Below are 23,758 nucleotides of genomic sequence, written 5' to 3'. Positions count from 1 at the left end.
ATGGCAAAAACCAAAGACAACAAAGCTTTAGCCTTTATGAAATCTGAAGGCATGAGTAAATTCAAAGAACAGTTTGCTGAATATTTCTTCCTGAAAGATTTAGGCGACTATCCCTCAAAAACAGTGGAATGCAATTAGAGGCTTAAACGCGCTCCATCGAAAGTCTTGAGCCGCCCAGATGCCAAAGTAACGACCAGCAGGTGATACATAGCGCTCCATTCAAAGCCTTACCTTATGCTTGCTCCCTTTCGCCCCGCCCCGTTACCCACTTTTGAAAGCTTCGTAGTCGAGAAGGCCGAAGGAACTCCGCCAAACCTTAAAGCAATAAAGGCTGCCCTGCACGAGGTGAACCTCGAAATGAAAGCTTCCCGGCTTCACGCGGACAGCTTGCACCCAGACAGCGCGGTACAAGCCGCTCAGCATCTATACGACTGGGCTTGTAGGGTCACAGCCCAGAAATTGGGTCGAGAACTAGACGAAGCGGAGCAGGCTTACCTACTGGAAGAATGTAAATAAGTGAGCTCTATTAAATTACAGTACGTGGTAATTTATCTCTGTAGGCCGTGCGTAAGAAAGTAAACCCTCGTGACACAACCGTCCTCTTACGCTTGCTGCGGGAGAGCCAATTCTTGCCGCGAATTTTTTGATGGACGCATCATCAAAAGCACTACTCGAATCGATGAAGCTGCGCCACTCTTTGCTGGGAATCAAGATATCACCCGCGAATTTGTTTGCTTGTTCTTCTACGTCAGAATTTATACCCGTAGCGTCTTCGACAGTATTGTCCACATAAGAAACCTTGGTGTTGTTTCTTAAGTGAAGGAATATGTGAGCCAATTCGTGATAGACAGTGAAAGCTAAGTTGTCAATTCGGTTGTAACGCAGCGTGAGGCCAATAATAGGGCGATTATCGTTGCTCCAAAGCGCCGCGCCATCTATCGGAGCATGGTCTGGTTTATCCTTAATAATCAACTTTATACCATTAGCAGCAAGAGTCTTGCTCAGGTTTTCAAGGACGTTTCTACCTAAGAATACTTTGCGCAAGCTCGCTATGATAGCCTCTTGACTGTCGAATTCAAAGGTGTTTACTTTTACATCTTGAGATAAGTATTTTATATAAGCCACCCATGCTTTCACATACTCAATATGAGTTTTAAGCTTGCCTGATTTCTTATAAAAAATACTACTGCTACCACCAAATGATAATCTCTGCTGCAATTCTTCTATAGAATCGATAGAGAAGATATCAAAAATTTTCCTAACATCATCAGCGATTAAGCCAGTCACGACACCCTGCTTCTTAAAGAATTTCAGTGGTACTAAATCCTTGATAATTCTCCACTGTGTAATTATGTCGGCTTGCTGTCTTACATTCGATTGTTGCCGAGCGACATCGAGATTATAGCTAGCCTGAGCATTATTCCAGAATGGAGCATCGATTTCAAGAGCAGCTTCTAGCAGGATGGCAAGTTCCGGGCTGATTGGACGCTTCCCCTTTACAATCTCGTTGAGTTGAGACGCTGACATACCAAGCTCCTTAGCCAAGTCGCTTTGTTTGATTTCACGCGCATCCAATTCGCGCTGTAGAACTATTCCCGGATGTGTCGCTATTCGCGGCGCGTACTCGGAGTTATTGTTCATTACCGGCACGGTGCGTTAGGTGTGAGAAAGCCATTGAGTTTTTAGAAAGACAAGTCAAAGTGAGGGTATCATCATCGGGGCTATACTCAGCCTCTAGCCGATGGTTACGGTCCACCCTTAAGGATAATAAGTTGTTCTCCTCATCCATTATAGGGTCCAAAGAGCGGCACTTGAGTAGACAGAGGATGCTTGGCATATCCCTTAACATCTTGACTATGTGAGAAAATTCCTTGTGGGTTGCTTTACTGCACGTCAATGAAAGAATTGTGCCGTCATCGTAGTACATGTGGTGCATGATGGTCTCCGCGAACTGCAGATGCATAAAATTTAAGTGCCAAAGGTACAGAGTAATTCATTGAAATCCGAAGCATTTCGGAAAAATTCTTCACTTTTTTACGAATGACCCCGTACCTTTGACTTGTCAAGTGGAAGGAGGTGTCTAAACGAACAGTCAAAATCATTCTCTCGAAAACCAATTACCAGTTAAACAACTGCGCCTACCAGCCCAACACGTGTAGCAATGGGTAAAAGCTGGCAGGCACAGAAGCAAGGAGCAGTTCGTTCATTTAGACGACTAGCTCTGCGTTAGTTACGAATGACAGCAAGTGACCTAACAACCACCAATTCACCATCAATACGCGGTAACGCACCACAAAAATGTCAAAAAATCACGACATACAGCCCACCGGAGCTGCACACAACCATCCGGAAGTGATTATCAGAACGCCTAATGGCGAAATCATCATCGACCTCGAAGACCTGTTCAACCGCAAATGTGACCATCCGGAGCATGACCCCGGCGAAGTCATCTACTACCGCATTAAGGTAGACGGTAAGACCTTCGACGTGAAGCAGCACTCCATGACCGGGCGTGAATTGCTGCAATTGGTCGGCAAAACACCCGAGAAACACCGCCTACATCAGTTAGGGCACGGTCAGGTGGAGATTGAGGCCAACGACGAGGTGGACTTTCGGACACCTGGTATCGAACGCTTCCAATCGGTGGCGAAACATGCGAATGAAGGAATTGGGGCCGCCAGCGAGGCGGCCCCAATTGTTCCGCCCCTGCGCCGCGCTTTCGAGTTGTTACCTGCAGACGCTGCCTACCTCGATAAACAGGGTTATCGCTGGGAGACTCTCAGCGAAGGAATGAGCGGCTGGGTACTCATTCACAACTTTGTCATCCCAAGCGGTTACAACGTCAAGGAAGCTACTGTAGCCTTCCTGATTCCGCCTACTTACCCAACGACCGAAATTGACATGATGTACTTCTATCCGGAGCTAAGCCGGGTGGACGGTCGTACTATCAATGCTCTTTCCCCCCACCCACTCGATGGGAAGAATTTCCAACGTTGGTCTCGCCATCGTAATCCTGGAGATTGGCACCCCGGCGAGGATAGCCTCATTACGCACATGCTGGCTGTAGCTGGTTGGTTAAAATCGGAGCTTGGTAAGTAATTAAACCGATGAAAACCTACAAACTCCGAATTAACGGGCGTCATTACGCTCAATTGCGGGAGCACCTGTTCCCAGGTGATGGCAACGAGGCTATTGCGTTTGCACTCTGTGGGCGCTATCAGCAGGGCGAGGAAGAAATCTACAGTGTCCATCATGTGGAGCTGTACCCTCACGAAAAGTGCTTAATTCGCCGTCCCGACCGGGTAATGTGGTCGCCACCTGATTTGGTGCCGCTTTTCGAGCGGTGTCGGCATGAGCGCTTGTTCTTACTAAAAGTGCACTGTCATCCTGGTCATTGGCCCTGGTTTTCCGAAGTAGACGATGAGTCAGACTGGCAGCTGGCCGAAACCTTGACTGGCTGGACAGGGCGGCAGGAGCCTTTGTTAAGTGCTATTATGCTCGCTGATGGTCATGTGTTCGGCCGAGCAGTTGGAGAGGGTGGTCAATTCACAGACATAGACTATACACTAGTCGTTGGCGATGATTTGTACCTCTTCCGTCCGTTTGATGCCAGTGGCCGGCCACGCGGTACTGAGTCGTCGGCAGACCCTGAGGTTCAACTCCGCACTCGACAAGCCTTTGGAGAAGGCACTACCAACATATTGCGTAAGTTGCGAGTCGGCGTGGTCGGTTGTTCTGGAACGGGCAGTATTACTGCAGAGTTACTGGGTCGGTTAGGGGTTGGTCAGCTTGTCTTGGTAGACCCAGACAAAGTAGAACTGAAAAACCTAAACCGGATTTTGAATTCCACTTTGCAAGATGCGGATGAAAAGCGTCCCAAGGTCCGCGTGCTGAAAGCCGCGATAGAGGCCATGGGAACCGGGGTGGAAGTAGAAGTCTTGGATGAAGATTTACACTCCTTCAAAGCCTATCATGCAATTGCCGGATGTGATGTTGTCTTCGGTTGCATGGATTCTGTGGACGGGCGCTATCTACTCAACCGTATTGCTACCTTCTTTGTCTCAGCCTACTTCGATATGGGAGTGCGCCTGAATGCGGATGGTGCAGGGGGTATTGATGGGGTTGATGGACGCGTTGACTACTTACAACCTGGCGGTTCATCCCTGCTTTCTCGCGGTCGGTTCACGCCAAAGCAACTAGCGGATGCTGGGCTTGCTAGAACTGACCCGCAGGAATATGAGCGCCAACTAAAGGAGGGCTACGTAAAGGGCGCACAGGTTGATAGCCCGGCTGTTATCAGCATCAACATGTTCTATGCTAGTCAGGCCGTGAACGAGTTACTGGCTCGGCTGCACCCTTTCCGCTCATATAGTAACGCGAGGCTAGCGTCCATTGAGTTCTCAATCAGTGGAGTGCTTCTCATTAAGTCGTCTGATGGTGAACCCGATAAGGAGTTGTCTTCACTGGTGGGCTTAGGAGAAATATTCCCTCCGCTACGCTCTCCCCGACTCATTGTTTTACAGGAGCAGGCTGCGCAATGAAGCGGTACTTGCATCGCTGGTGGCAACGTGTATCATCCCTGTTTGGGATACATACACGCGTGTACACTTACCATCATGTACGTGATTTCCCTGAGGATTGGGAATCATACACTGTATATCTGCTAGGCAAACCCGGCCGGGAATGGCTGGCCGGGTTTAGCTGCCCCTGTGGTTGTAAGGAGCGGATTGAATTAGTGCTCTCCCCCGCTAAGCATCCATGCTGGCGTTTGGAGAAGCGTTCCGGAGACAAGGTGACTTTTTCCCCCTCCGTATGGCGTTCTGTTGGATGCCGAAGCCACTTCTTTCTAAGAAATGGCGAAATCATCTGGTGCTAACTCTTAATGGCACCGACTGCATCCCTCAAGTAATTTCTCAAACATCTGCGCTGGTTGCTGCCGGTGATTATGTCGGAAGCTGAATTCAGCCAGATACCTCGGCAGGTGCTTCGGGCTGACAAAAGTGTGCGTCCCCCGTATGCTCTTCTTGAGGTTCGACCAATACCCTTCGATAGAATTTGTGTGCGCCTCGCCCTGCGCCCACTGGTATTTGGAATGCACGACGGTCTGGTGCCCGTAGCCCATGCTTGGTAGCTTGTCGTAAATCTGGAATTCGTCCGTATTGACCACCGTCCCCGGCTGGACGTGCTCCTGCACCAGCGGTAGAATCGTGGCCCCGTTACGCTTCTCCACCGGGATGACTAAGACCTGCCCACCCCGCTCAATCATGCCGAGTAGGCAGGTCTTATTGGCCGCACCCCAGCCCCGCTTACCACCTCGAGCCACCCCGCCCAGCAGAGCCTCATCGACCTCCACGACGCCCTGCAGGTCGGTGGCTTCCTGCGCGACCATTAACTCGCGGATTTGCTGGCCCATGCGCCAGGCCGTCTTATAGGTCACGCCGAGCTGGCGTTGTAGCTCCTTCGCCGATACTCCATTGCGAGAGGTGGCAAACAGATAAATGGCAAAGAACCAAACGGTGAGTTTAGTCGTGGAGCCAGCTAGGGGCGTGCCGGCCAGCGGATAAAGCTGGTGATGACAGGCCCGACACTCGTAACACTTCCGGGCCTTGATGCGGTGGAAGCGCTTCCGGGCCCGCCCACAGTTGGGGCAGGTGGTCAGGTGCCCGTAGCGGAGTTGGAAGATGGCCTCTAGGCAGGTGTCGTCATCCGGGTAGAGGCGGAAGAAGTCGAAGACGGTAAATTTCTGGGTATTATCTGCCATAAAGCGCTTTCTTACAAAGAAAAACGCCGGAAAAATGTCGCACAAGAGAATACAAATTGAGTCGTAAAACCTTATGAGCGCTCGAAGCATAACGCATTTGTCATCCCTTCCCTTAATCTTGTCATGTCGCCCCACCCCAGCACCCGTCGAAAGGCCGTGAAGGCTTCTCCTACCCCTGAGAAGGCCCGTCCGGAGCGCTACGAGCAGTTCATAAAGGCGCAACAGGCCAAGGGCCTCCTACACCCCGAAGAAGAGTGGGAAGAGCGCGCCAATCGGGGGTTACGGGCCTTATTTGGCCCGGCTCCGGCTCGGCGTTTGTCGTAAGCCCGGCGGCCCTTTCCGCACTCCACTGGAGAGAGGGCGCAGCATCCGAGCGAGCAGGTCTTCGACCACCAGCGCTGGACAATGCCGGCGATTATGCAGGAAGCTGCATTCGTCCAAGTAGGATTGTAGCCATTGCGGGCTTACCCAAACGTAGGCTCCCCGGATAGTGCGCTTAACTCGCGACCAGTGGCCTTCCATCGCATTCGTCGTGACGTTGCCCCGTCGCCATTCGTGTGCCTTGTGCAGAACGCTATCGTGGGGGTAGCCCGCCTTCGGGAGTTTGGTGTAAAGCGAATGCTCGTCACTGTAGATAGTCGTCCCCAGTTCGACGTTCTCCTGAATAAGGGTGAAGAGCGTGGCCTTGTTGACCTGCTGCACAGCGGTCGTGCGAACCCGGCCACCGCGTTCGAGGGTGCCGAACACCGCCGTCTTCTTGGGTATCGGCTTCTTACTGCCCGCCCGCTTACGGCCACCGACGTAGGTCTCATCCACCTCCACAATCTTCCGCAGTGGGTCGGGATTAGGGTCGGCCATGAGGCTCCGGATTTGATGACCCATCCGCCAGGCTACCTTATAGGTGACCTCTATCTCGCGTTGTAGTATCTGGGCGCTCACCCCGCTCCGATGGGTGTAGAACAAGTGTACGGCTCGCAGCCATTTCGTCAATGGCAGTTTGGTCCGGGCCATGATAGTGCCCGCCAGCGGGTAGTGCTGGTGCCCACACTTGGTACACTGATAGCACTTCCGGGTATGAATGCGGCGGAATTCCCGGGGCGCTTGGCAGGTCGGGCATTGCATCCGACCGTCCGTATCAGCCGTATTCTGCATGATGGCTTCCAGCACAGCGTCGTCATCTGGATAGCGAATGAGTAGGTGTTCGATGGTGTATCCTCTAGTCATTAGACATAGAGGGGGAACCCAAGGGGGTAGGTCACCAATCGATAAAAGCCTTACTGTCAGATATAAAATAAAAGGACGCCGAAGAAATTTCTTCCTCCGGCGTCCTTGATTTGTAAATATCGATTGCTCGATTAGTGGTTAGACCACTAATTCTGGGTTTTCATCATGGCTTGCATCACCCGGGCCTGCACCTTCGCAAAGCGAGCTGCCTGCGCGGGCGTGAGTTTGCCTTCTGCTTCCTCGAACTGCCCGCCTAGTTCCTCTACCTTGACGTAGAGTTCGGACGCCTGAGCGCCGGCTGATAGGTCGCCCTTATTGGCCTTCGCCATGAGGCCAGCGTACTGCGTGGCGTATTGCTCGTAGGTTGTGATGAGTTGGTTCCAGTCCTCGTCACTGGTGCCCGCCGCGTCGTTATCCACGTCGGCCGCGTCGGCTCTCGCCTCGGCGGCGTCCTGGGCCGCGTCTTCGTCGGCCTCTTGTTGGGCTTCCTTATCGGCTTGGCTCAGCGACTCATCCTTCGCCCCGGCCTTCATTTTCTCGGCGAGGGTGTTGAGACAGGTTTGCATTTCGCCCTGCACTTTGGTGTAGGCCGTGGGGTCAGATTCCTTGAGCCGTTTCTCGATGGCCTCGCCCATTTCCTTGCAGGGCGCAATGAGTTCGGTCATGACCTCGTTGCCGTTGCTTTCGAGTTCGGCTTTGGTCAGGTCGGGGTGCTTCGCCGTGTAGGCGTCGGCGCTCTTATTGAGGCAGTCGCACATGTCCTGCGGCGTCTGGGTGGAGGAACAGCCTATCGTAAGAAGGCCGAGGGTAAGAAGCGAGAAGAAAGTTAAAGAAGTACGCATAGGTCGTACGGGAGAAATCGGAGTTGAAAATTCAAAAAAATCGAAGGTGCTATACCTTCGGACGTGGACGTACGGCGTCCGACGCCAAACCGGAAGGGGCGCGAGAGGGCAGCCCGGGCCCGATTAGGGGGCGCGGGGACCACCCAGGCCACGCCGGAGCGCGGCCCTGGTCAGGAAGGACACGGAGGACTACCGCCTAGGCTCTCGAAGGGAGGGGAGGCAGTAGGGAGCCCGTCCAGATGCGGAAGCACAGGAGGGGGCAAAACCCGGAAGGCGGTGGAGGTGGCCCACCCCGGAGTACGGAGCAGGTAGGGGCGTAAAGAGCGTCATGTTGGTCGGACGGAGGAATTGGTGGTTTGAGACGGCCGTAAACGAGTCGAGGCGCGTTGCATACCCCACCGGTTCCTCCGTCCGACCAAGAACGGTAACCACGCGACAGGGCAGCCCCACGCCTCTTTGGGCGTGAGCGCTGGTCTGTGCTGTTCGAGGTTAGTTTGTTAACTTGGTCGGTTCAGGAAACTACGGACAGGCAGCGACTCAACTGAGTACGAAATGCAGAATTAGAGGGGGCTTCGGACGATAGGCGAGGCGGGTTTGATGGGACAGCTACAAAGATACGACAGCCGATGTATGTCGCACAAGAGAACTGGTTTACAGGGCTTACACAAAAAAGCCCCGACCCATGCGAGATGAGTCTTAGCTGCTTATGTTACCTTTAGTAAACTTATTTTACTCGCGCCGTCAACGTTGATTATGTACTACGAGTCAGTCACTACTTCCTTGAAAGACATCGGCAAACTAGTCGATGCTTTAAAGTTTGGTTTTCGCACTCTGAAATCGACCAAAGAGGTCAACAGAAGACGAACGATTCAAACTATTTTGGAACGTGCCCAGAAACTACGAGAGAGTGTTCAGCCATTGGGAGAATTGCTGGACAACGTAATTGCCGATTGCGAGAGGCAAATCAATATCGACCCACCAGCAGTTTCGCCAGCTGGCTTCCCTTATGCCAGTAAACTATCGGAGTTAGGACTTCCTGCCAGAGCCTGTAATGCAATGGAGAGTATTGGAATTTTGACTCTGGGTGACCTGGCAGGTGTGGAGTATATGGACCTGATGAGAGCCAAAGGATTTGGCAAGGTCAGTATGGGCCACATTGAGGACTTATTAGATAAGACCGGCGTTGTGCTCTAAATAGCGCACAGGCACAAGATTCGGATGTAGAAGTGGCACTAGCTCCCACTGCTCGTGCAAACTGCCATCTGCGAGTTGCACCCGCACCTTCACACATTCGGGTCCACCGTGACACGCAACAAGAGCAGCCACTTCGGCTTCGAAGCGTGACTTGATTTCGCCCCACTCCTTTGTTATTTGGTCCAGCCATTGCCTTTGGCTGGGGGAAAGAGCATCAACATGTTGTTGCTTCTCCTCTACTGTCAGGAATCTTAGCATCTTGGCGAGTTTTCCGTATTTACCTCGCAAGTCCGGCTTCATTAACACCTAAACCGCTTATGTCTCTGACCGTTAATTTTATACCTTCGTTCGCTAATGGTGGACATTTCATTATAACGACAGAAGGAACAGAAAAGCTGGGCAATTGGCTACTATTCGTGGGCTTAGACAAGGACATACCTGGCAATAAAGGCTACGATGGTGGCCCCGTCCGGCATGACCTATCACCAATCACCTTGCATGATGGGGACAAAGTAGAGGTTCACGGTGGAGATGGTCCTACACTGGACTACGCGGTACAGGGCTCCACCCGTCGGCTCTATTGGAACAAAGAGCCAAATCCGTGGGAATGGCTGCCTTCAGGCTATGCACTTATAGGTCTCTTATGGGAAGAAGGTCGGGACTATAGCGAGCTGATGTCCACATTTTACTCTGCGCGGGAAGCTCATAGGGCAAAAACAGTAGAATAGCGTCTCTGCTGCAATTCTACTGTTTTTGAGGGATAGTCGCCCCTTCCCGCCGCGCCGCACCACCTTGCTCACGGCTTTGAACCGAGAAATAAACGAGAGACTGGTATACTTTTTCGGGCAATTTAGGAATAAGTATACCAGGTGCGTAAACTTATTCCTAAATTGCCTGAAAAAGTATACTCGCTTTTCCGATGCGCCATTTCATCTCCACCGATACGCCCATTGGCGCCGTGCGCCTTTATTTCGGCCTTACCCAGCAGCAGTTGTCCATGTTTCTGGATGTGGGCAAAGCATTCATCTGCCACATCGAATCGGGCCGCCGCGACCTTAGCCTAGCCCTGCGGGCGCGGCTGTGGCCCCTGCGGCGGCACCTGCCGCCCGCCGCCACCATCCGGCGGCCCGATGATGAGCCGCTGCCCGCGACGGCCCCGCCCCCGGATGCCAAGCTGCTGGATTTTCGCCGCCGGGAGTGCCTGCACAAAGCTGCCGGCCTGCGCCTCGAATTGATTCCGCTGACCGCCCGGGCCGTGTATGCCAGCCGCTGGCAGCAGGTGCTGCCAGCCGTGCTGGCCGACCACGCCGCCCTCACCGACCCCGCCGAAAAAGAGTGGGCCGACGCCCTCCGCCCCTGGCTCGAAACCCTGCCCCGCCGGTTCCGGCCCTCCGACACGGCCCGCCACCACCTCATGCGCCTGCAGGCTGAGGCCCTGGAAACAGAAGCCGCCGCGCTGGCGGAGCTGCTGGCTGCTGCCGCCCCTACCAGCTAATGCGGATGAGGGCAGCAGGAGGCAGCAGCTTAAATCCTGGAGCACGACGCCGGGAAAACAAACACAACAGTAGTTAAAGCGGGCTACTATATTTGGGCTATTCTACTTCCTCAAACCGCCGCCATGCGCCCGATGAGCCGCCTGAAAATCATCACGACCCTGCTGCTGCTGGCAGTCGCCCCCACCGCCTTCGCCCAAACCTGCGACTGCCCAAAAAACCTCACCCACCTCCAGCAGCAAGTCGAAACCAACCAAGCCTCCTACCAGCATCAGGTGGTCGAAATGAACCGCACGGCTGCCTACACCCAATTCAAAAACCACCTCAACCAGCAAGCCGCCCGGGCCCAAACCCCGCAACAATGCCTCGGCCTGATTGCCGTGTACCTGGGCTTCTTCCGCGACGAGCACGCCTTCCTCGCCTACGCCCCGCAGTACGCGCCCCCGCCCAACCCCAAAGCCCGCCCGCGCCGCCCCGCGCCCCCCCAACCCCACGACGGCCGCTGGTACTTCCAGGATGGCAGCTTCAGCGTCACCGTCATGCCCGCCCCCACCCTCCACGGCGAGCGGGTAGCCGTCATGCACCACGACGACACCCGCAAATGGCCGAAAGGCCAGGTCAAAATCGAGTTTTTCGAAGATGAGCACCATACCCCGAAGTGCATCTATTGGCGGCAAAATCGGGTGCCCCAGGTCCACGAAGTCACCTTCACCGATTCGACCATGAAAATCGGCCGACGCCTGACCTTCTACCGCCGCAAGCCTAGCACCCCGCCCCCCGGCAGCCTGGCCCTCCCCCCGGCCCTGGCCGTCACCTACCCCTCCGCCACCACCTCCTACCTCCGCATCCCCTCGTTCGACCTCACCTACACTGCCAAAATCGACAGCGCGCTGAAAAAAAATGCCGCCGGCATCGCCGCCCGCCCCTACCTCATCCTGGATGTCCGCGGCAACGGCGGCGGCGGCTTCGATGCCTTCAAGCCCCTGCTCCCCCTGCTGCTCGATAAGCCCGTCATGGCCCAGCCCTACTACGGCTCGGTGTGGGTGAGCCCCGACAACCTCGCCTACTACGACCGCACCAAATACGACTACGCCCCCACCCGGCAAGACAGCACCACCGAACTGGCCTACGTCGCCTCCCTGCGCCCCCACCTCGGCCGGTTCTCGCCCGTCGAAAAACTCCCCGACACCATCGCCCTGGCCGCCGGCTTCCCCCACCGGGTCGGCCTGCTGTTCGACCGCTACAGCGCCAGCTCCACCGAGGGCCTGCTCCTCACCTGCCGGCAGTCGGCCAAAGTCCGCACCTTCGGCGAGCCCTCCGCCGGCGCCGTCTCCTACGGCGACTGGCGCCCCATCGAGCTACCCGGGCTCCACATCTGGCTGGCACTGACGACCAAGAAAATGGTCTTCGAAACCGCCACCGACTTCGAAAGTATCGGCATCGCCCCCGACGTCGATTTAACGGCCCACGATGAGCGCGAGTGGCTACACCTGGTTCGGCAGGAACTGGAACGCGACTGAGGCAGCCAGCGCAGCTGATTGCACTCACCCGATAGAGATGCTTCGACAAGCGCAGCACGACGTTTTGTTATTCTACTCCCAAGCGCAACCTTATCGGCGCTCAAACAGTATGTTTGTGCCCCGTAAGCAGATTCCTTAATCCCCTCCCCATGTCGCTTCTCGACCTAAATCTGCAGCAAGTCGCCGACCCTTACCTCACCGGCTCCTGGCGCATCGAAAGCCGCTCCCACAGCCGCACCAGCTCGCCCGACCCGCTGCTGGCCCACGCCACCCACCTGCACCTGCAAGACCGCACCTGCCACCTCGACGCCCCCGGCGCCGCCCACCACGGCGAGTGGCGCATCGAGCGCGACCCGCTCCTGAGCCGTCCCTACCTCGTCATCACCCTCGCCGGGCAGGCCATCCGCGCCCTGGTCACCCGCCTGCGCCGCTCCCTCGACGGCCAGTACCAGGCCCTGGTGCTCTACTTCCAGTCCGGCCTCGAGCTGTCGCTGGTCCAACCCTAATTTTGCCGCCGTCATGAACACCACCACCTCCGATTTCGAGCGCCTGCAGCTGGCCGTCGATGCCGCCGGCGTCGGCACCTGGGACCTCAACGTACCCACCGGCGAGCTCATCTGGTCGGCCCACTGCAAGGCCATTTTCGGCCTCCCTCCCACCGCCGAAGTCACCTACGCCGACTTCCTCGAAGGCCTCCACCCCGACGACCGCGCCCCCTCCGACGCCGCCGTCCAGCAAGCCCTCGACCCCGCCGGCCCCGGCACCTACGACATCGAATACCGCACCCGCTGGCGCGAAAACGGCCCCACCCGCTGGGCCCGCGCCACCGGCCGCGCCTTCTTCAACGACGACCGCACCCAGGCCCTGCGCTTCATCGGCACCATCACCGACGTGACGGAGTACAAAAGCATGATTGAGCGCATCACCGCCGCCTACGAAGACCTCGAAACTAAAGTCATCTTCCGCACCCTCGAGCTGGAGCAGGAAATCCGGCAGCTGCGGGAAGAGCGGCGCTAGGGGTTCACCCCACCCCCCGGCCCCCTCCCCTTCGGGAGAGGGGGAGCCTAACGATTCCAGAATGCGCATGACCGGCTCCCCCTCTCCCGAAGGGGAGGGGGCCGGGGGGTGGGGTTGAACGCCAGAACAAAAAAGACCCTGACGCTACCGTCAGGGTCTTTTTTGTTCTCAAGCCAGCCTCAAAAACTACTTCGCCAGCTTCTTCTTCAAATTCTCATCCAGCGCCGCCAGGAACTCCTCCGTGTAGAGGTAATCGCGCCCGTGCTCCACCTTGTTCCCGCTGATGCACACCGCCAAATCCTTGGTCATCTTGCCGCTCTCCACGGTTTCGATGCACACGGCCTCCAGCGCCTTGCAGAAGTCAATCAGCTCCTGGTTGCCATCCAGGATGCCGCGGAACTCCAGCCCCCGCGTCCAGGCGAAGATGCTGGCGATGGGGTTCGTGGAGGTGGGTTTGCCGGCCTGGTGGTCGCGGTAGTGGCGCGTCACGGTGCCGTGGGCGGCCTCGGCCTCCATCGTCTTCCCGTCAGGCGTCACCAGCGTCGAGGTCATCAGTCCCAGCGAGCCGAAGCCCTGGGCCACGGTGTCGCTCTGCACGTCGCCGTCGTAGTTCTTACAGGCCCACACGAAGTTACCGTTCCATTTCAGCGCCGAGGCCACCATGTCGTCAATCAGCCGGTGCTCGTAGGTGATGCCCGCCTCCTTGAACTTGGCCAGGTAGTCCTGCTCGTAAATCTCCTGGAAGATATCCTTGAAGCGCCCGTCGTACTTCTTCAGGATGGTGTTCTTGGTGCTCAGATACAGCGGCCAGCCCTTCATCAGCGCCTGATTGAAGCAAGCGTGGGCAAAGCCCCGGATGCTCTCGTCGGTGTTGTACATGGCCAGCGCCACGCCGTCGCTCTTGAAGTCGAACACCTCAAACGACTGCACCTCCCCGCCATCCTCCGGCTCGAAGGTGATGGTGAGCTTGCCCTTGCCCTTGGTCACGAAATCGGTGGCCCGGTACTGGTCGCCAAACGCGTGGCGGCCGATGCAGATGGGCGCCGTCCAGTTAGGCACCAGGCGCGGCACGTTGCTCATCACGATGGGCTCGCGGAATACCGTCCCGTCCAGAATATTGCGAATCGTGCCGTTCGGCGACTTCCACATCTGCTTCAGCCCAAACTCCTTCACCCGCTCCTCGTCGGGCGTGATGGTGGCGCACTTAATGCCCACGCCGTACTGCCGGATGGCATTGGCCGCGTCCACGGTCACCTGGTCATTCGTCTCGTCGCGGTGCTCGATGCCGAGGTCGTAATACTTGATATCCAGCTCCAGGTAGGGCGTAATCAGCTTGTCCTTGATGAACTTCCAGATGATGCGCGTCATCTCATCGCCATCCAGCTCCACGACGGGGTTGGCTACTTTAATCTTGGTCATGTTGGGGTCTTAGGTGGGGAATTAAAAAGCGAAGTTGGCACCAATCCCCCGAATTTCCCGCCGCTAGTTGCGCAAACGTTCCCGAGCAGTAGCGAAAACGGCAGAGCACACGCCATTATATTTGCCTCGTCGCGCCGGGGTATGCCCCCAGCCCTACCGAGATTCTTGAAAAAGACGAGGCCCCAAACCGTAGGAGCGGCTGGGGCCTCAGAAGTTGGGGGTTATTGGACAACCCTTCACCTCAACAAGAATGAAGAAGGAACGCGTGATGAAACTACTACAAGCGGCTGGTAAAGCCGTCTTGTTAGGAGCAGCCAGCGGAATCGGAAAGGCCCTCGTGGCCCTACTGCTTTCGCTGCTACTCCGGTAGTTATTAGGGGAGTTCGGCCCAGGGCCGGGCTCCCTTATTTTTTACTTGCCTCAAAGATAAGCGGCAGGAGTGATTGTTCAACGTAGGTGAGTTGCGTAAGGTTCGTAGCGCAGGCTGCCGCGAGTTTGGGCCATTTGCTTCGACTTGTTATCTCATAAAGGTGGTAGCTCAGCAAAATATATTTCTAATGTTGGGTACTTCTCTCCGATTGTCGTATCCAGTTCAAGGGAAGTGCTAATTTGTATCATGACCATTCTATCGTAGCTAACAAATAGCGCGACACCGTTTTTAGATACGATGTCCATGTGCACAATCTTTTCCCCTAAATCGTATTCTGCTACTATGTTTTTCACCTTCTCCCTGGTTCCATCTGTTATTCTTACTTCCCATTCCCTTAGTTCAATGAGTGAGCCAAATAGAGCAGGAATTTTATCCCAAGAGTCGCTGGTGATGTACCATGAGGACTCATCAGGAACAGCTTGAATTATCTCGCAAAGCAAAGCACTTTCAGGTGACATGTAGAAGTTGGATAAATAGAAGGAGGACTGGCGAATATTTCACAAATGTGCAATCTGCCAGACGAAATTACTAGACCAACAACCCCATTCCCACCCCGCCCGTCTAACCGGCTCCACCCCGCTAGCCCCGTTCAGATGAGCCTCTGGCAGATAATCCAGCGCCTGCTGCCCTACGTGCGGCCCTACCGCCGCCTCGTCATTGCCACGCTGCTGCTCACGCTGGTGGGCTCGCTGGCCGCCCAGGTCAACCCCTACGTGCTGCGCTACACCGTCGATACGGTGCAGAACATGCTCAACCGGGGCGAGGGGCTGGCCCAGGGCTGGCGGCTGCTGCTAGGCATTTCGGCGGCGCTGCTGGGCAAGGAAATCGTGAACACCTTCGTGCAGTTCGGGCAGAAATACTACGGCGAGAAAATCCGCATCAGCGTGAGTAGCACGCTGGCGCAGGAAGCCGTGGGCAAAATCCTGGGCTACCGCCTGGGCTTTTTCTCCGACGAGGGCAACCAGACCGGCAAGCTCCAGACCCGCATCGACCGGGGCGTGGAAAGCCTGATGAAGCTGGTGCAGAACTTCTTCATCGACATCCTGCCGCTGTTTGCCAACGCCGTGGTGGCGCTGGTGGCCATGTTCGTAGCCAACCGATGGGTGGGGCTGGTGGCGCTGGCCATCCTGCCGCTCTACTTCTGGCTCAGCTACGCCCAGGCCGAAAAACTCCAGGGCGTGCGCCGCGGCCTGCAGCGCCTGCGCGAGGAGAAAAACCACGGCCTCATCTCCATCATCGACAGTATCACGGTCATCAAAAGCTTCGTGCGCGAGGGCTACGAGGCCGACAAGCAGGCCGATACCCAGGCCCGCCTCACCGGCGCGCAGCTCACGACCCGCAAAACCAACTTCCGCTTCGACGGCCTCAAAACCTTCGTCGAGCAGATTGGCATGGTGCTCATCATCATCCTCACGGCCTACCTCGTGCTGGGCGGGCAGATGTCCATCGGGGCCATCATGTTCCACATCCTGCTGTTCAATAACGTGTCGGCGCCCATCCGCCAGCTCCACCGCATCTACGACGAGATGAACGAAGCCCTCACCTACTCCGAGGGCTTCTTCGCCATCCTCGACGCCGCCGATGCCGTCGAAACCACCGGCCCGCTGCGCCCCGCCCGCGTACAGGGCCGCTTCGAGCTGCGCCACGTCGATTTCACCTACCCCAGCGGCACGGCCGCCCTGCACGACGTGAGCCTGACCATCGAGGCCGGCAAAACCACCGCCCTCGTGGGCCTGAGCGGGGCCGGCAAAAGCACCATCATCAACCTGCTCTGCAAGTTCTACGCCCCCGACCAGGGCGACCTGCTCCTCGACGGTCAGTCCCTGGCCGCCTACGACACCCACGCCCTGCGCCGCCAAATCGGCCTCGTGCTCCAGAAAAACCACATTTTCAAGGGCACAATCGAGGAAAACATCCGCTACGGCGACTTTACTGCCACCCAGGAGCAGATTGAGCAAGCCGCCCGCCAGGCCTACCTGCACGACCAGATTCTGGACCTGCCCAAGGGCTACCAGTCCGACGCCCAGCAGCTCAGCGGCGGCCAGCAGCAGCGCATCGCCATTGCCCGGCTGTTCCTCAAAAACCCGCCCGTCATCTTCCTCGACGAGCCCACGGCCAGCCTCGACGCCATCGCCACCGAGCAAATCAAGAACTCGCTCGACGCCATCAAGCAGGGCCGCACGGTGGTCATCATCTCGCACTCGCTGGCCCAGATTGTGGACTCCGACTGCATCCACGTCATGAAAAAAGGCCGCCTCGTGGAAAGCGGCACCCACGACGAGCTCTACGAGCGCCGCGGCACCTACCGCGAGATATTCGACGCCTCAGCCCGCAGCCTTAATATCGAGCGGCTAGCGAAGACGATGGCCGATGACGGGGACGAGGTGCTGGATACGGCGCTATAACATCCCCACTGCTGGCTACCTTGCTTCGAAACTTTCACCACCGCTATGACAATTGATTTAACTGGCATTACTACGCACGATGCTTTTCACAAATTGTTAAAGCAACATTTGGCTTTCCCCGATTGGTATGGGGCCAACTGGGATGCTTTCTGGGATACCGTAACAGCGCTGATAGAAATGCCCGACTACCTTATTCTGGAACACTGGGAAGAATTTGCTCAGGCTTGTCCACGAGACATGCAGATTCTGCGCGAACTCATAGCCGAGTACCACCGGGAATTTCCGGAGAAACAGATAATTTTAGGCTAATCTCGTGACCATCGACCTCGCCACCATCGATACCAAAGCCGCCTTCCACCTGAAAATGAAGCGCGAGCTCCACTTCCCCGACTGGTATGGCCCCAGCTGGGACGCCTTCTGGGATGCCATCATTGCCGTAGTCGAAATGCCGGACTGCGTGGTGCTGACCAACTGGGAAGCCTTCGCCCAGGCCTGCCCGCACGACATGCAGATTCTGCGGCAGATTATCGCCGATTATCAACAGGAACTACCTGGCAAGTCGATAACTTTAGGCTGATAGGCGACTCGCGTAAGTCCGGTGCTACCGCCAAAGCTGCAGTTGTCTATCTTGCGTGAGCTCTACCCACTCATTCAAGGTTCTCATGAGAAATTCGTCCTACCCGGCCCTCACTGCCCTGTTCCTTGCTCTTTGCACCACCGCTTGCCAGAAGAAAAAGGGGCTGGAAAGCTGCTCCTCTGATTGCACCACGGTGGCGGGCCGGTTGTTGACAGCCAACGGTCAGGCACCAATCGGCGGGGCTACTGTACTGGTGCGTTGCATCAACCCGGCGGGCCTTGCCGCTGGCGCTAAAGCTAGGGTGAAAGCCAAGGGTCGCACCGACGCCAGTGGCACCTATCGGATTTCTTTCTACATCACCGATAGTGAACAAACGCAATACGCCCAATTCTTCGTGGAGTACATAGTAGATGATGATGCTTATTATTCGATAGAAAATCAGAATTACGCATCCCTCGATGATGCCAAACGCGACACGCTGATGCAGCTGCCCGACTTTACGATACCACGTCTGGCTCATGTGTGCCTCTCCATTACCAACCCCCACCAGCTCACGGCCACGCACGGGAAATTCGGTTCGAGTTTTAGTAGCTGCTATGGCGTTAATAGCGCGTCTACCCCGACGATTGGAATTCTATTTTGGGATTATCTCATGTCCTTGGATGAGCTACCCAATAGTATTAAATACCCGACACCTATAGCCGGCGACCAGCCCATTCTAGTGCAGCACTCCCGTACCGTTAATGGCGTCAGCACTGTCAGCACTGACTCCCTCTTTATCCCGGCGGGCACCACATCCAACTACACCGTTACCTACTAGTGAGTATAGCCAACGCCGAAATTCTCACCGTCACCGACCTCACCTACACCGAGCACGGCGCTACCATCCTCCACCCCCTCAGCTTCAGCCAGCGCGAGGGCCAAAAGCTAGCAGTAGCCGGCGAAAGCGGCACCGGCAAAAGCACCCTGCTCCAGCTAATCTCCGGCCTCATCCAGCCCACCAGCGGCGAGATAACCGCCAACGGCCGCCGCGTACGCGGCCCCGCCCATACCCTCGTGCCCGGCCACCCCGGCGTGGCCTACCTCTCCCAGAAGTCCGACCTGCCGCACTCGCTGCGCGTCGAGCAGGTGCTGCGCTACGCCAACAAGCGCCCCGCCGCCGAGGCTCAGGCCGTGTACGAGCTCTGCCGCATCGTGCCCCTCATGGCGCGTCGCACCGACCAGCTTTCCGGCGGCGAGCAGCAGCGCGTGGCCCTCGCCCGCCTGCTCCTGGGCACCCCCAGATTGCTGCTCCTCGACGAACCCTTCTCCAACCTCGACCGCGGCCACAAGCGCATCATGCAGCTAATCATCGCCGACGTGGGCACCCGCCTCGGCATCACCTGCCTGCTCGTGTCGCACGACGCCGCCGACACCCTCAGCTGGGCCGACGAAATCCTGGTGCTCCACCGTGGCCGCATCGTGCAGCAGGGCCCGCCCGAAACCATTTACCAACAGCCCGCCAGCGAGTACGTCGCCGGCCTTTTCGGCGACTACGACCTGGTAAGCGGCCCCGACCGCGAAGCCCTGCGTCCCTCCGCCTCCGGCCAAGGCGCCTCGTTGCTGCTGCGCCCCGAGCAACTTACCATCGCCCCCGCCGGCAGCCCCGGCGCCCCCGGCACCGTGCGGGCCATCCGCTACTTCGGCAGCTACTATGAAGTCGAAATTCAGCTAGCCGAAATCATCATCCGCGCCCGTAGCGCCACCCGGACAGTGGCGCCGGGCAATGAGGTGGCAGTTGTGCTAGGACCAACAGGTGGCTGGGAACTGCCGTAAACCAGCTGCTTTTTTCTGGCTGCCGCGCTGTTTTGCCAACGCCGCACCACCACTCGCTCAAGCCGCGCCACCGGTTTTCAAAGCCCCGCCCCATCCTCCCAACCCACGCCACACGTTTTCCAAGCCGCGCCTCCGCTTTTCAACGTCGCGCCACACATCTCCAAAGCCGCGCCACCAGTTTTCCAAGCCCCGCCACTGGTTTCCAAAGCCGCGCCTCGGCTTTCCAAAGCCCCGCCTCGGGTTTTCCAAGCCGCGCCACTATCTGCAGCTAATATAGTATTCTTGCTAAAGCGGGAGGCGTCTCCCGCAGCAAACCCATCCATAACCCCTTAGCCGGTGACTGCGTTAGGTCGAACTCCTTTTCCACCTTTCCCAATACCATCATGGCAACCCAAACCGTCCTCCTCACCGGCGCCACCAGCGGCATCGGCCGCGAGCTGGCCAACTGCTTCGCCCAGGACAAGCATAACCTCGTCATCGTCGGCCGCGACGCCACCACCCTCGCCCAAACTGCCCAGGAGCTCCAGCAGCAGCACGGCGTGCAGGTCACCACCATCCAGAAAGACCTTTTCCCCCGCGAAGCCCCCTTCGAGCTCTACGACGAAGTAAAAGCCAAAGGCCTCAAAATCGACATCCTGGTGAATGATGCCGGCCAAGGCCAGTACGGCACCTTCGCCACCACCGACATCCACCGCGAGCTCGACATCATCCAGCTCAACATCGGCGCTTACGTCGTCCTCGCCAAGCTTTACTTGCAGGAGATGAAAGCCCGCGGCGAAGGCAAAATCCTCTTCGTGGGCAGCGTAGCCGGCGAGCTCCCCGGCCCGCTCCAGGCCGTCTACCACGGCACTAAGGCCTTCGTCAACTCCTTCGTCGAGTCCATCCAGGAAGAAAACAAGGACGAGAAAAACATCACCCTCACCAACCTCCTCCCCGGCGTCACCAAAACCGACTTCTTCAACAAAGCCGACATGACCCGCGCCAAAAACGTAGCCGGCGGCCAGGGCATGGAAGCCGCCGACGTAGCCAAAGAAGGCTACAAAGCCCTCATGAACGGCGAAAGCCGCCACATTGCCGGCTTCCTGAACAACGTGCAGGTGGGCATGAGCAAAGTAATGCCCGACGGCCTCGTGGCCGCCCAGGTGCACAGCCAGAGCGCCCCCGTCGACGGCGACGAAAGCGCCCGCTAGCGCAGTAGCGCGGACTTCGTAGTCCGCGAGTCTGTTTCGTTAAATATTTCTGACTCGCGGACTACAAAGTCCGCGCTACTTCCGTACAAAGCCCGGCCGTATCCCGACCGGGCTTTTACCATTCTCCGCCGATAAAAACCCCGGCTTAATCCAGACATCCAGGGTCAGCCTAACATTTTTTGCGACTCCCCGGTTAAGTAAACCATGTGCTTTGAATCTATCTCCGCACGCGCGGTGGGCCGCTGGCTGGCCTGCTTCGCGTGTTTTTTGGGCCCGATGCTATGCGGCGCCCAACCCCTGGCCTCTCCCCCAGCCCCGCCTGCCTCCGACGTATTAACTCTGAATCAGTGCCTCAATGTGGCGCTAGTGAACCAGCCCCAGCTGCGCCAGGCCCGCATCGACCAGGAAATTACCAGGGCCTCCAACCAGGTAGCCCTCGCGGCCTGGCTGCCGCAGGTGGGCTTCACCGGCACCGGCCAGCACTATTTCCAGCTGCCCTTCACCATCTTCCCCGATGCCACTACCGGCGTGCCCACCCCCCGCCAGCTGGGCGTGCGCAACGTCACCACCCTCGGCCTGAGCGGCACCCAGACCATCTTCAATAACGATGTGCTGCTGGCCGCCCGCAGCAAGCGCTTCAACAACCGCGCCGCCGAGCAAAACACCGTCGAAGTGCGCATCAACACCGTCACCGGCGTCAGCAAAGCCTTCTACGACGTGCTGCTCTCCCAGCGCCAGCTCGAAGTGTTCGCCCAGGACATCGCCCGCCTCCAGCGCAACTACCGCGACGCCCGCGCCCGCTACGAAGCCGGCATCGCCGACAAAACCGAGTACCTCCAGGCCGAAATCTCCCTCAACAACTCCCTGGCCGGCCGCAAGCAGTCGCTCGAAGCCGTGAATGCCAAGCTGGCCTACCTCAAGCAGCTCATGGGCCTCGCCCCCGAGCGCCAGCTCGCCCTCCAATACGACACCCTCAAGCTGGAGCAGGACGCCGTGGTGGACACCACGATGGGCCTGACTGTAGCCAACCGCATCGAAATCCAGCAGCTGCAAACTGAAAAGTCCCTGCAGGACATCAACGTCGACTACTACCGCCTGGGCTTCCTGCCCTCACTCTCGGCCTTCGCCAACTACAACACCGTCTTCCAGAACAACGAGATAAGCGAGCAGTACCGCACCCGCTTCCCCAACTCCTACGCCGGCATCCAGCTGGGCTTGCCCATCTTCACCGGTTTCCGCCGCAACTGGAACGTGCGCCGCGCCCGCCTCCAAAACCAGCGCCTCGACGAAGACATCACCAACACCCGCAACGTCATCAACACCGAGTACGCCACCGCCCTGGCCGCCTACAAAGGCTACTACACCGAGTACCTGCTGGGCAAGCGCAACCTCGAAGCCTCCCAGGAAGTGTACGACGTCATCAACCTGCAATACCGCGAGGGCATCCGGGCGTATATCGACCTGATTGTGGCGCAAACCACCCTGCGCACCTCGCAATTGAATTACTACACGGCGCTGTTCCAGGTGCTGGGCAGCAAGGTTGATTTGCTGCGCGCCACCGGCCAGCTGCCGACGGATTACTAGAACTGAAAAACAGAACGTCATCCTGAGCGCAGCGAAAGGACCTCGCCCGCGCCGGTTGGGATGGTAACTAATTACTGCTGCACGAGGCGCGGGCGAGGTCCTTTCGCTGCGCTCAGGATGACGTTCTGCATTAGAGCTAAAAAAATGAACAAGCAATACCTGGCCCTGGCCGCCCTCTCCCTCCTAACCGCCTGCGGCAAAAAAGAAGAGGACAAAAAGAATGCCCCGCCCCCCGCCACCCCCGTGACGCTGGTGGCCGCCCGCACCACCGAAGCCGTGTACTACGACGCCTTCCCCGCCACCGTCGTGGCCCTCAACAGCGTGGAGCTGCGCGCCCAGGTCACCGGCTTCGTCACCGGCATCTTCTTCAAGGAAGGCGAAGTGGTGCCCAAAGGCAAGAAGCTCTACGAAATCGACCAGCGCCAGTACCAGGCGGCCTACCAGCAGGCTCTGGCCGCCCTGCGCAGCACCCAGGCCAACGCCGAAAACGCCCGCGTCAACGCCGAGCGCTACCGCCGCCTCGACGCCCAGGACGCCATCGCCAAGCAGGTGCTCGACAACGCCAACACGGCCCTGGCCACTGCCCAAAGCCAGGTGGCCGAGGCCCAGGCCGGCGTCAATATCGCCCGCACCAACCTGGAGTTTTCCAACATCACCGCGCCCTTCACGGGCCGCATCGGCATCTCGCAGGTGCGCCTGGGCTCGCAGGTGGGCGCCGGCACTACGCTGCTGAACACCATCTCCACCGAAGACCCCATCGGCGCCGATTTTGTGGTGACGGAGACGGACATTCCGCGCTTCACCCAGTTGCAAAAGGTGAAGCTGGGCGCTACTGACTCTACCATCCGCCTGCAATTGGCCGACGGCAGCATCTACAAGCAGTTCGGTAAAATCCGGGCCATCGACCGGGGCGTGAACAACGGCACCGGTACCATCACGGTGCGGGTTGAATTCACCAACCCCGAGCGCGCTTTGAAAGACGGCATGACCGGTACCGTGCAGGTACTCAACCGCCAGTCGGGCCAGCGCATCGTGGTGCCCTACAAGGCCATCGTCGAGCAGATGGGCGAGAATTTCGTGTACGCCGCCACCGACAGCAGCACCGCCCAGCAGCGCAAGGTGAAGCTGGGCCCGCGCCTCAAGGACCAGATTGTACTGCTCGACGGCGTGAAAGACGGCGAGAAAATCGTGACCGAAGGCGTGCAGAAGCTGCGCGACGGCGCCAAGATTACGACGGAGGTGCCGAAGGCAGCGCCGCCGAAGTAGAATAAAACAGAACGTCATCCT

General features: G+C 57.6%; 24 protein-coding genes. 18 read left to right on the top strand and 6 right to left on the bottom strand.

Annotated elements, in window-relative coordinates; all coding sequences use genetic code 11:
- Positions 1 to 138, top strand: a complete 138-nt coding sequence (locus tag Q5H93_RS05785) for a hypothetical protein (protein WP_305005552.1) — start codon at positions 1 to 3, stop codon at positions 136 to 138.
- Positions 139 to 531: 393 nt separating this feature from the next.
- Here the strand turns inward: Q5H93_RS05785 and Q5H93_RS05780 are convergent, their stop codons facing one another.
- Positions 532 to 1,641, bottom strand: a complete 1,110-nt coding sequence (locus tag Q5H93_RS05780) for a HigA family addiction module antitoxin (protein WP_305005551.1) — start codon at positions 1,639 to 1,641, stop codon at positions 532 to 534.
- A gap of 657 nt (positions 1,642 to 2,298) precedes the next feature.
- On the opposite strand from Q5H93_RS05780, the gene Q5H93_RS05775 reads away from it, so the two are divergent.
- Genes Q5H93_RS05775 through Q5H93_RS24150 form a run of 3 tightly spaced genes read left to right on the top strand, consistent with a single transcriptional unit; the run spans position 2,299 to position 4,876 of the window.
- Entirely contained in the window at positions 2,299 to 3,099 is an 801-nt protein-coding gene (locus tag Q5H93_RS05775) for a multiubiquitin domain-containing protein (RefSeq protein ID WP_305005550.1), read from the top strand.
- A gap of 8 nt (positions 3,100 to 3,107) precedes the next feature.
- The gene (locus tag Q5H93_RS05770; RefSeq protein WP_305005549.1) at positions 3,108 to 4,541 is read left to right on the top strand and encodes a ThiF family adenylyltransferase; all 1,434 of its coding nucleotides are present in this window, start codon (positions 3,108 to 3,110) and stop codon (positions 4,539 to 4,541) included.
- On the top strand, positions 4,538 to 4,876 hold the full coding sequence (locus Q5H93_RS24150; RefSeq protein WP_369810988.1) for a ubiquitination-like system serine protease family protein: 339 nt from the start codon (positions 4,538 to 4,540) through the stop codon (positions 4,874 to 4,876). The genes Q5H93_RS05770 and Q5H93_RS24150 overlap by 4 nt, the downstream gene beginning before the upstream one ends.
- Positions 4,877 to 4,879: 3 nt before the next feature.
- Here the strand turns inward: Q5H93_RS24150 and Q5H93_RS05765 are convergent, their stop codons facing one another.
- The 3 genes from Q5H93_RS05765 to Q5H93_RS05755 form a co-directional block, all read right to left on the bottom strand.
- Positions 4,880 to 5,806, bottom strand: a complete 927-nt coding sequence (locus Q5H93_RS05765; RefSeq protein WP_305005548.1) for an IS1595 family transposase — start codon at positions 5,804 to 5,806, stop codon at positions 4,880 to 4,882.
- 243 nt (positions 5,807 to 6,049) lie between these two features.
- Positions 6,050 to 6,772: an IS1595 family transposase gene (locus Q5H93_RS05760; RefSeq protein ID WP_305005547.1), complete on the bottom strand. Its 723-nt coding sequence runs from the start codon at positions 6,770 to 6,772 to the stop codon at positions 6,050 to 6,052.
- A gap of 359 nt (positions 6,773 to 7,131) precedes the next feature.
- A complete protein-coding gene (locus Q5H93_RS05755) occupies positions 7,132 to 7,827 on the bottom strand; it encodes a hypothetical protein (protein WP_305005546.1) in 696 nt (231 codons plus the stop codon).
- 780 nt (positions 7,828 to 8,607) lie between these two features.
- On the opposite strand from Q5H93_RS05755, the gene Q5H93_RS05750 reads away from it, so the two are divergent.
- From Q5H93_RS05750 to Q5H93_RS05725, 6 genes are all read left to right on the top strand, one after another.
- Positions 8,608 to 9,021: a DNA-directed RNA polymerase subunit alpha C-terminal domain-containing protein gene (locus tag Q5H93_RS05750; protein ID WP_305005545.1), complete on the top strand. Its 414-nt coding sequence runs from the start codon at positions 8,608 to 8,610 to the stop codon at positions 9,019 to 9,021.
- A gap of 317 nt (positions 9,022 to 9,338) precedes the next feature.
- Positions 9,339 to 9,749 carry a hypothetical protein gene (locus Q5H93_RS05745; RefSeq protein WP_305005544.1) on the top strand — a complete coding sequence of 137 codons (411 nt, stop codon included), beginning with the start codon at positions 9,339 to 9,341 and terminating at the stop codon, positions 9,747 to 9,749.
- A 191-nt stretch (positions 9,750 to 9,940) separates the two neighbouring features.
- Positions 9,941 to 10,516 (top strand): helix-turn-helix domain-containing protein, encoded by a 576-nt coding sequence (locus Q5H93_RS05740; RefSeq protein ID WP_305005543.1) that lies wholly within the window; start codon positions 9,941 to 9,943, stop codon positions 10,514 to 10,516.
- 132 nt (positions 10,517 to 10,648) lie between these two features.
- Entirely contained in the window at positions 10,649 to 12,034 is a 1,386-nt protein-coding gene (locus Q5H93_RS05735; RefSeq protein ID WP_305005542.1) for a S41 family peptidase, read from the top strand.
- A gap of 149 nt (positions 12,035 to 12,183) precedes the next feature.
- Positions 12,184 to 12,540, top strand: coding sequence for a hypothetical protein (locus tag Q5H93_RS05730; RefSeq protein WP_305005541.1), 357 nt, complete (start codon positions 12,184 to 12,186; stop codon positions 12,538 to 12,540).
- A gap of 13 nt (positions 12,541 to 12,553) precedes the next feature.
- Positions 12,554 to 13,051 carry a PAS domain-containing protein gene (locus tag Q5H93_RS05725; protein WP_305005540.1) on the top strand — a complete coding sequence of 166 codons (498 nt, stop codon included), beginning with the start codon at positions 12,554 to 12,556 and terminating at the stop codon, positions 13,049 to 13,051.
- A 186-nt stretch (positions 13,052 to 13,237) separates the two neighbouring features.
- Here the strand turns inward: Q5H93_RS05725 and Q5H93_RS05720 are convergent, their stop codons facing one another.
- Both Q5H93_RS05720 and Q5H93_RS05715 read right to left on the bottom strand, forming a co-directional pair.
- Entirely contained in the window at positions 13,238 to 14,470 is a 1,233-nt protein-coding gene (locus Q5H93_RS05720; protein WP_305005539.1) for an NADP-dependent isocitrate dehydrogenase, read from the bottom strand.
- Between the two features lie 522 nt (positions 14,471 to 14,992).
- Positions 14,993 to 15,358, bottom strand: a complete 366-nt coding sequence (locus Q5H93_RS05715) for a hypothetical protein (protein WP_305005538.1) — start codon at positions 15,356 to 15,358, stop codon at positions 14,993 to 14,995.
- 135 nt (positions 15,359 to 15,493) lie between these two features.
- Here Q5H93_RS05715 and Q5H93_RS05710 point away from each other — a divergent pair, with 135 nt between their 5' ends.
- The 8 genes from Q5H93_RS05710 (at position 15,494) to Q5H93_RS05675 (ending at position 23,737) form a co-directional block, all read left to right on the top strand.
- Positions 15,494 to 17,305 carry an ABC transporter ATP-binding protein gene (locus Q5H93_RS05710; protein WP_305005537.1) on the top strand — a complete coding sequence of 604 codons (1,812 nt, stop codon included), beginning with the start codon at positions 15,494 to 15,496 and terminating at the stop codon, positions 17,303 to 17,305.
- A gap of 45 nt (positions 17,306 to 17,350) precedes the next feature.
- Positions 17,351 to 17,614: a barstar family protein gene (locus tag Q5H93_RS05705; protein ID WP_305005536.1), complete on the top strand. Its 264-nt coding sequence runs from the start codon at positions 17,351 to 17,353 to the stop codon at positions 17,612 to 17,614.
- Between the two features lie 4 nt (positions 17,615 to 17,618).
- Positions 17,619 to 17,882 (top strand): barstar family protein, encoded by a 264-nt coding sequence (locus Q5H93_RS05700; RefSeq protein ID WP_305005535.1) that lies wholly within the window; start codon positions 17,619 to 17,621, stop codon positions 17,880 to 17,882.
- Positions 17,883 to 17,967: 85 nt separating this feature from the next.
- Positions 17,968 to 18,702: a hypothetical protein gene (locus Q5H93_RS05695; RefSeq protein ID WP_305005534.1), complete on the top strand. Its 735-nt coding sequence runs from the start codon at positions 17,968 to 17,970 to the stop codon at positions 18,700 to 18,702.
- Complete coding sequence (locus Q5H93_RS05690; protein WP_305005533.1) at positions 18,702 to 19,697, top strand: ABC transporter ATP-binding protein; 996 nt, start codon at positions 18,702 to 18,704, stop codon at positions 19,695 to 19,697. Before Q5H93_RS05695 ends, Q5H93_RS05690 begins: the two co-directional genes overlap by 1 nt.
- A gap of 383 nt (positions 19,698 to 20,080) precedes the next feature.
- On the top strand, positions 20,081 to 20,887 hold the full coding sequence (locus tag Q5H93_RS05685; RefSeq protein WP_305005532.1) for an SDR family NAD(P)-dependent oxidoreductase: 807 nt from the start codon (positions 20,081 to 20,083) through the stop codon (positions 20,885 to 20,887).
- Between the two features lie 366 nt (positions 20,888 to 21,253).
- Positions 21,254 to 22,471 carry a TolC family protein gene (locus Q5H93_RS05680; RefSeq protein ID WP_501991638.1) on the top strand — a complete coding sequence of 406 codons (1,218 nt, stop codon included), beginning with the start codon at positions 21,254 to 21,256 and terminating at the stop codon, positions 22,469 to 22,471.
- Positions 22,472 to 22,615: 144 nt separating this feature from the next.
- Positions 22,616 to 23,737: an efflux RND transporter periplasmic adaptor subunit gene (locus Q5H93_RS05675; protein ID WP_305005530.1), complete on the top strand. Its 1,122-nt coding sequence runs from the start codon at positions 22,616 to 22,618 to the stop codon at positions 23,735 to 23,737.
- Positions 23,738 to 23,758 lie beyond the last annotated feature (21 nt).

Origin of the sequence: Hymenobacter aranciens, from assembly GCF_030580865.1 — a bacterium.
In the GTDB taxonomy this organism is placed as follows: Bacteria; Bacteroidota; Bacteroidia; order Cytophagales; family Hymenobacteraceae; genus Hymenobacter; species Hymenobacter aranciens.
The sequence above is the reverse complement of the archived record's forward strand: the minus strand, read 5'-3'. Positions and strand labels throughout refer to the sequence as shown.

What these genes read in the sequence shown, in the direction of transcription:
- Q5H93_RS05720 (WP_305005539.1), bottom strand. Translation starts at nt 14,470, where the DNA reads ATGACCAAGATTAAAGTAGCCAACCCCGTCGTGGAGCTGGATGGCGAT.
- Q5H93_RS05745 (WP_305005544.1), top strand. Translation starts at nt 9,339, where the DNA reads ATGTCTCTGACCGTTAATTTTATACCTTCGTTCGCTAATGGTGGACAT.
- Q5H93_RS05715 (WP_305005538.1), bottom strand. Translation starts at nt 15,358, where the DNA reads ATGTCACCTGAAAGTGCTTTGCTTTGCGAGATAATTCAAGCTGTTCCT.
- Q5H93_RS05785 (WP_305005552.1), top strand. Translation starts at nt 1, where the DNA reads ATGGCAAAAACCAAAGACAACAAAGCTTTAGCCTTTATGAAATCTGAA.
- Q5H93_RS05730 (WP_305005541.1), top strand. Translation starts at nt 12,184, where the DNA reads ATGTCGCTTCTCGACCTAAATCTGCAGCAAGTCGCCGACCCTTACCTC.
- Q5H93_RS05675 (WP_305005530.1), top strand. Translation starts at nt 22,616, where the DNA reads ATGAACAAGCAATACCTGGCCCTGGCCGCCCTCTCCCTCCTAACCGCC.
- Q5H93_RS05780 (WP_305005551.1), bottom strand. Translation starts at nt 1,641, where the DNA reads ATGAACAATAACTCCGAGTACGCGCCGCGAATAGCGACACATCCGGGA.
- Q5H93_RS05705 (WP_305005536.1), top strand. Translation starts at nt 17,351, where the DNA reads ATGACAATTGATTTAACTGGCATTACTACGCACGATGCTTTTCACAAA.
- Q5H93_RS05695 (WP_305005534.1), top strand. Translation starts at nt 17,968, where the DNA reads ATGAGAAATTCGTCCTACCCGGCCCTCACTGCCCTGTTCCTTGCTCTT.
- Q5H93_RS05760 (WP_305005547.1), bottom strand. Translation starts at nt 6,772, where the DNA reads ATGGCCCGGACCAAACTGCCATTGACGAAATGGCTGCGAGCCGTACAC.
- Q5H93_RS24150 (WP_369810988.1), top strand. Translation starts at nt 4,538, where the DNA reads ATGAAGCGGTACTTGCATCGCTGGTGGCAACGTGTATCATCCCTGTTT.
- Q5H93_RS05740 (WP_305005543.1), top strand. Translation starts at nt 9,941, where the DNA reads ATGCGCCATTTCATCTCCACCGATACGCCCATTGGCGCCGTGCGCCTT.
- Q5H93_RS05735 (WP_305005542.1), top strand. Translation starts at nt 10,649, where the DNA reads ATGAGCCGCCTGAAAATCATCACGACCCTGCTGCTGCTGGCAGTCGCC.
- Q5H93_RS05685 (WP_305005532.1), top strand. Translation starts at nt 20,081, where the DNA reads ATGGCAACCCAAACCGTCCTCCTCACCGGCGCCACCAGCGGCATCGGC.
- Q5H93_RS05710 (WP_305005537.1), top strand. Translation starts at nt 15,494, where the DNA reads ATGAGCCTCTGGCAGATAATCCAGCGCCTGCTGCCCTACGTGCGGCCC.
- Q5H93_RS05775 (WP_305005550.1), top strand. Translation starts at nt 2,299, where the DNA reads ATGTCAAAAAATCACGACATACAGCCCACCGGAGCTGCACACAACCAT.
- Q5H93_RS05725 (WP_305005540.1), top strand. Translation starts at nt 12,554, where the DNA reads ATGAACACCACCACCTCCGATTTCGAGCGCCTGCAGCTGGCCGTCGAT.
- Q5H93_RS05755 (WP_305005546.1), bottom strand. Translation starts at nt 7,827, where the DNA reads ATGCGTACTTCTTTAACTTTCTTCTCGCTTCTTACCCTCGGCCTTCTT.
- Q5H93_RS05770 (WP_305005549.1), top strand. Translation starts at nt 3,108, where the DNA reads ATGAAAACCTACAAACTCCGAATTAACGGGCGTCATTACGCTCAATTG.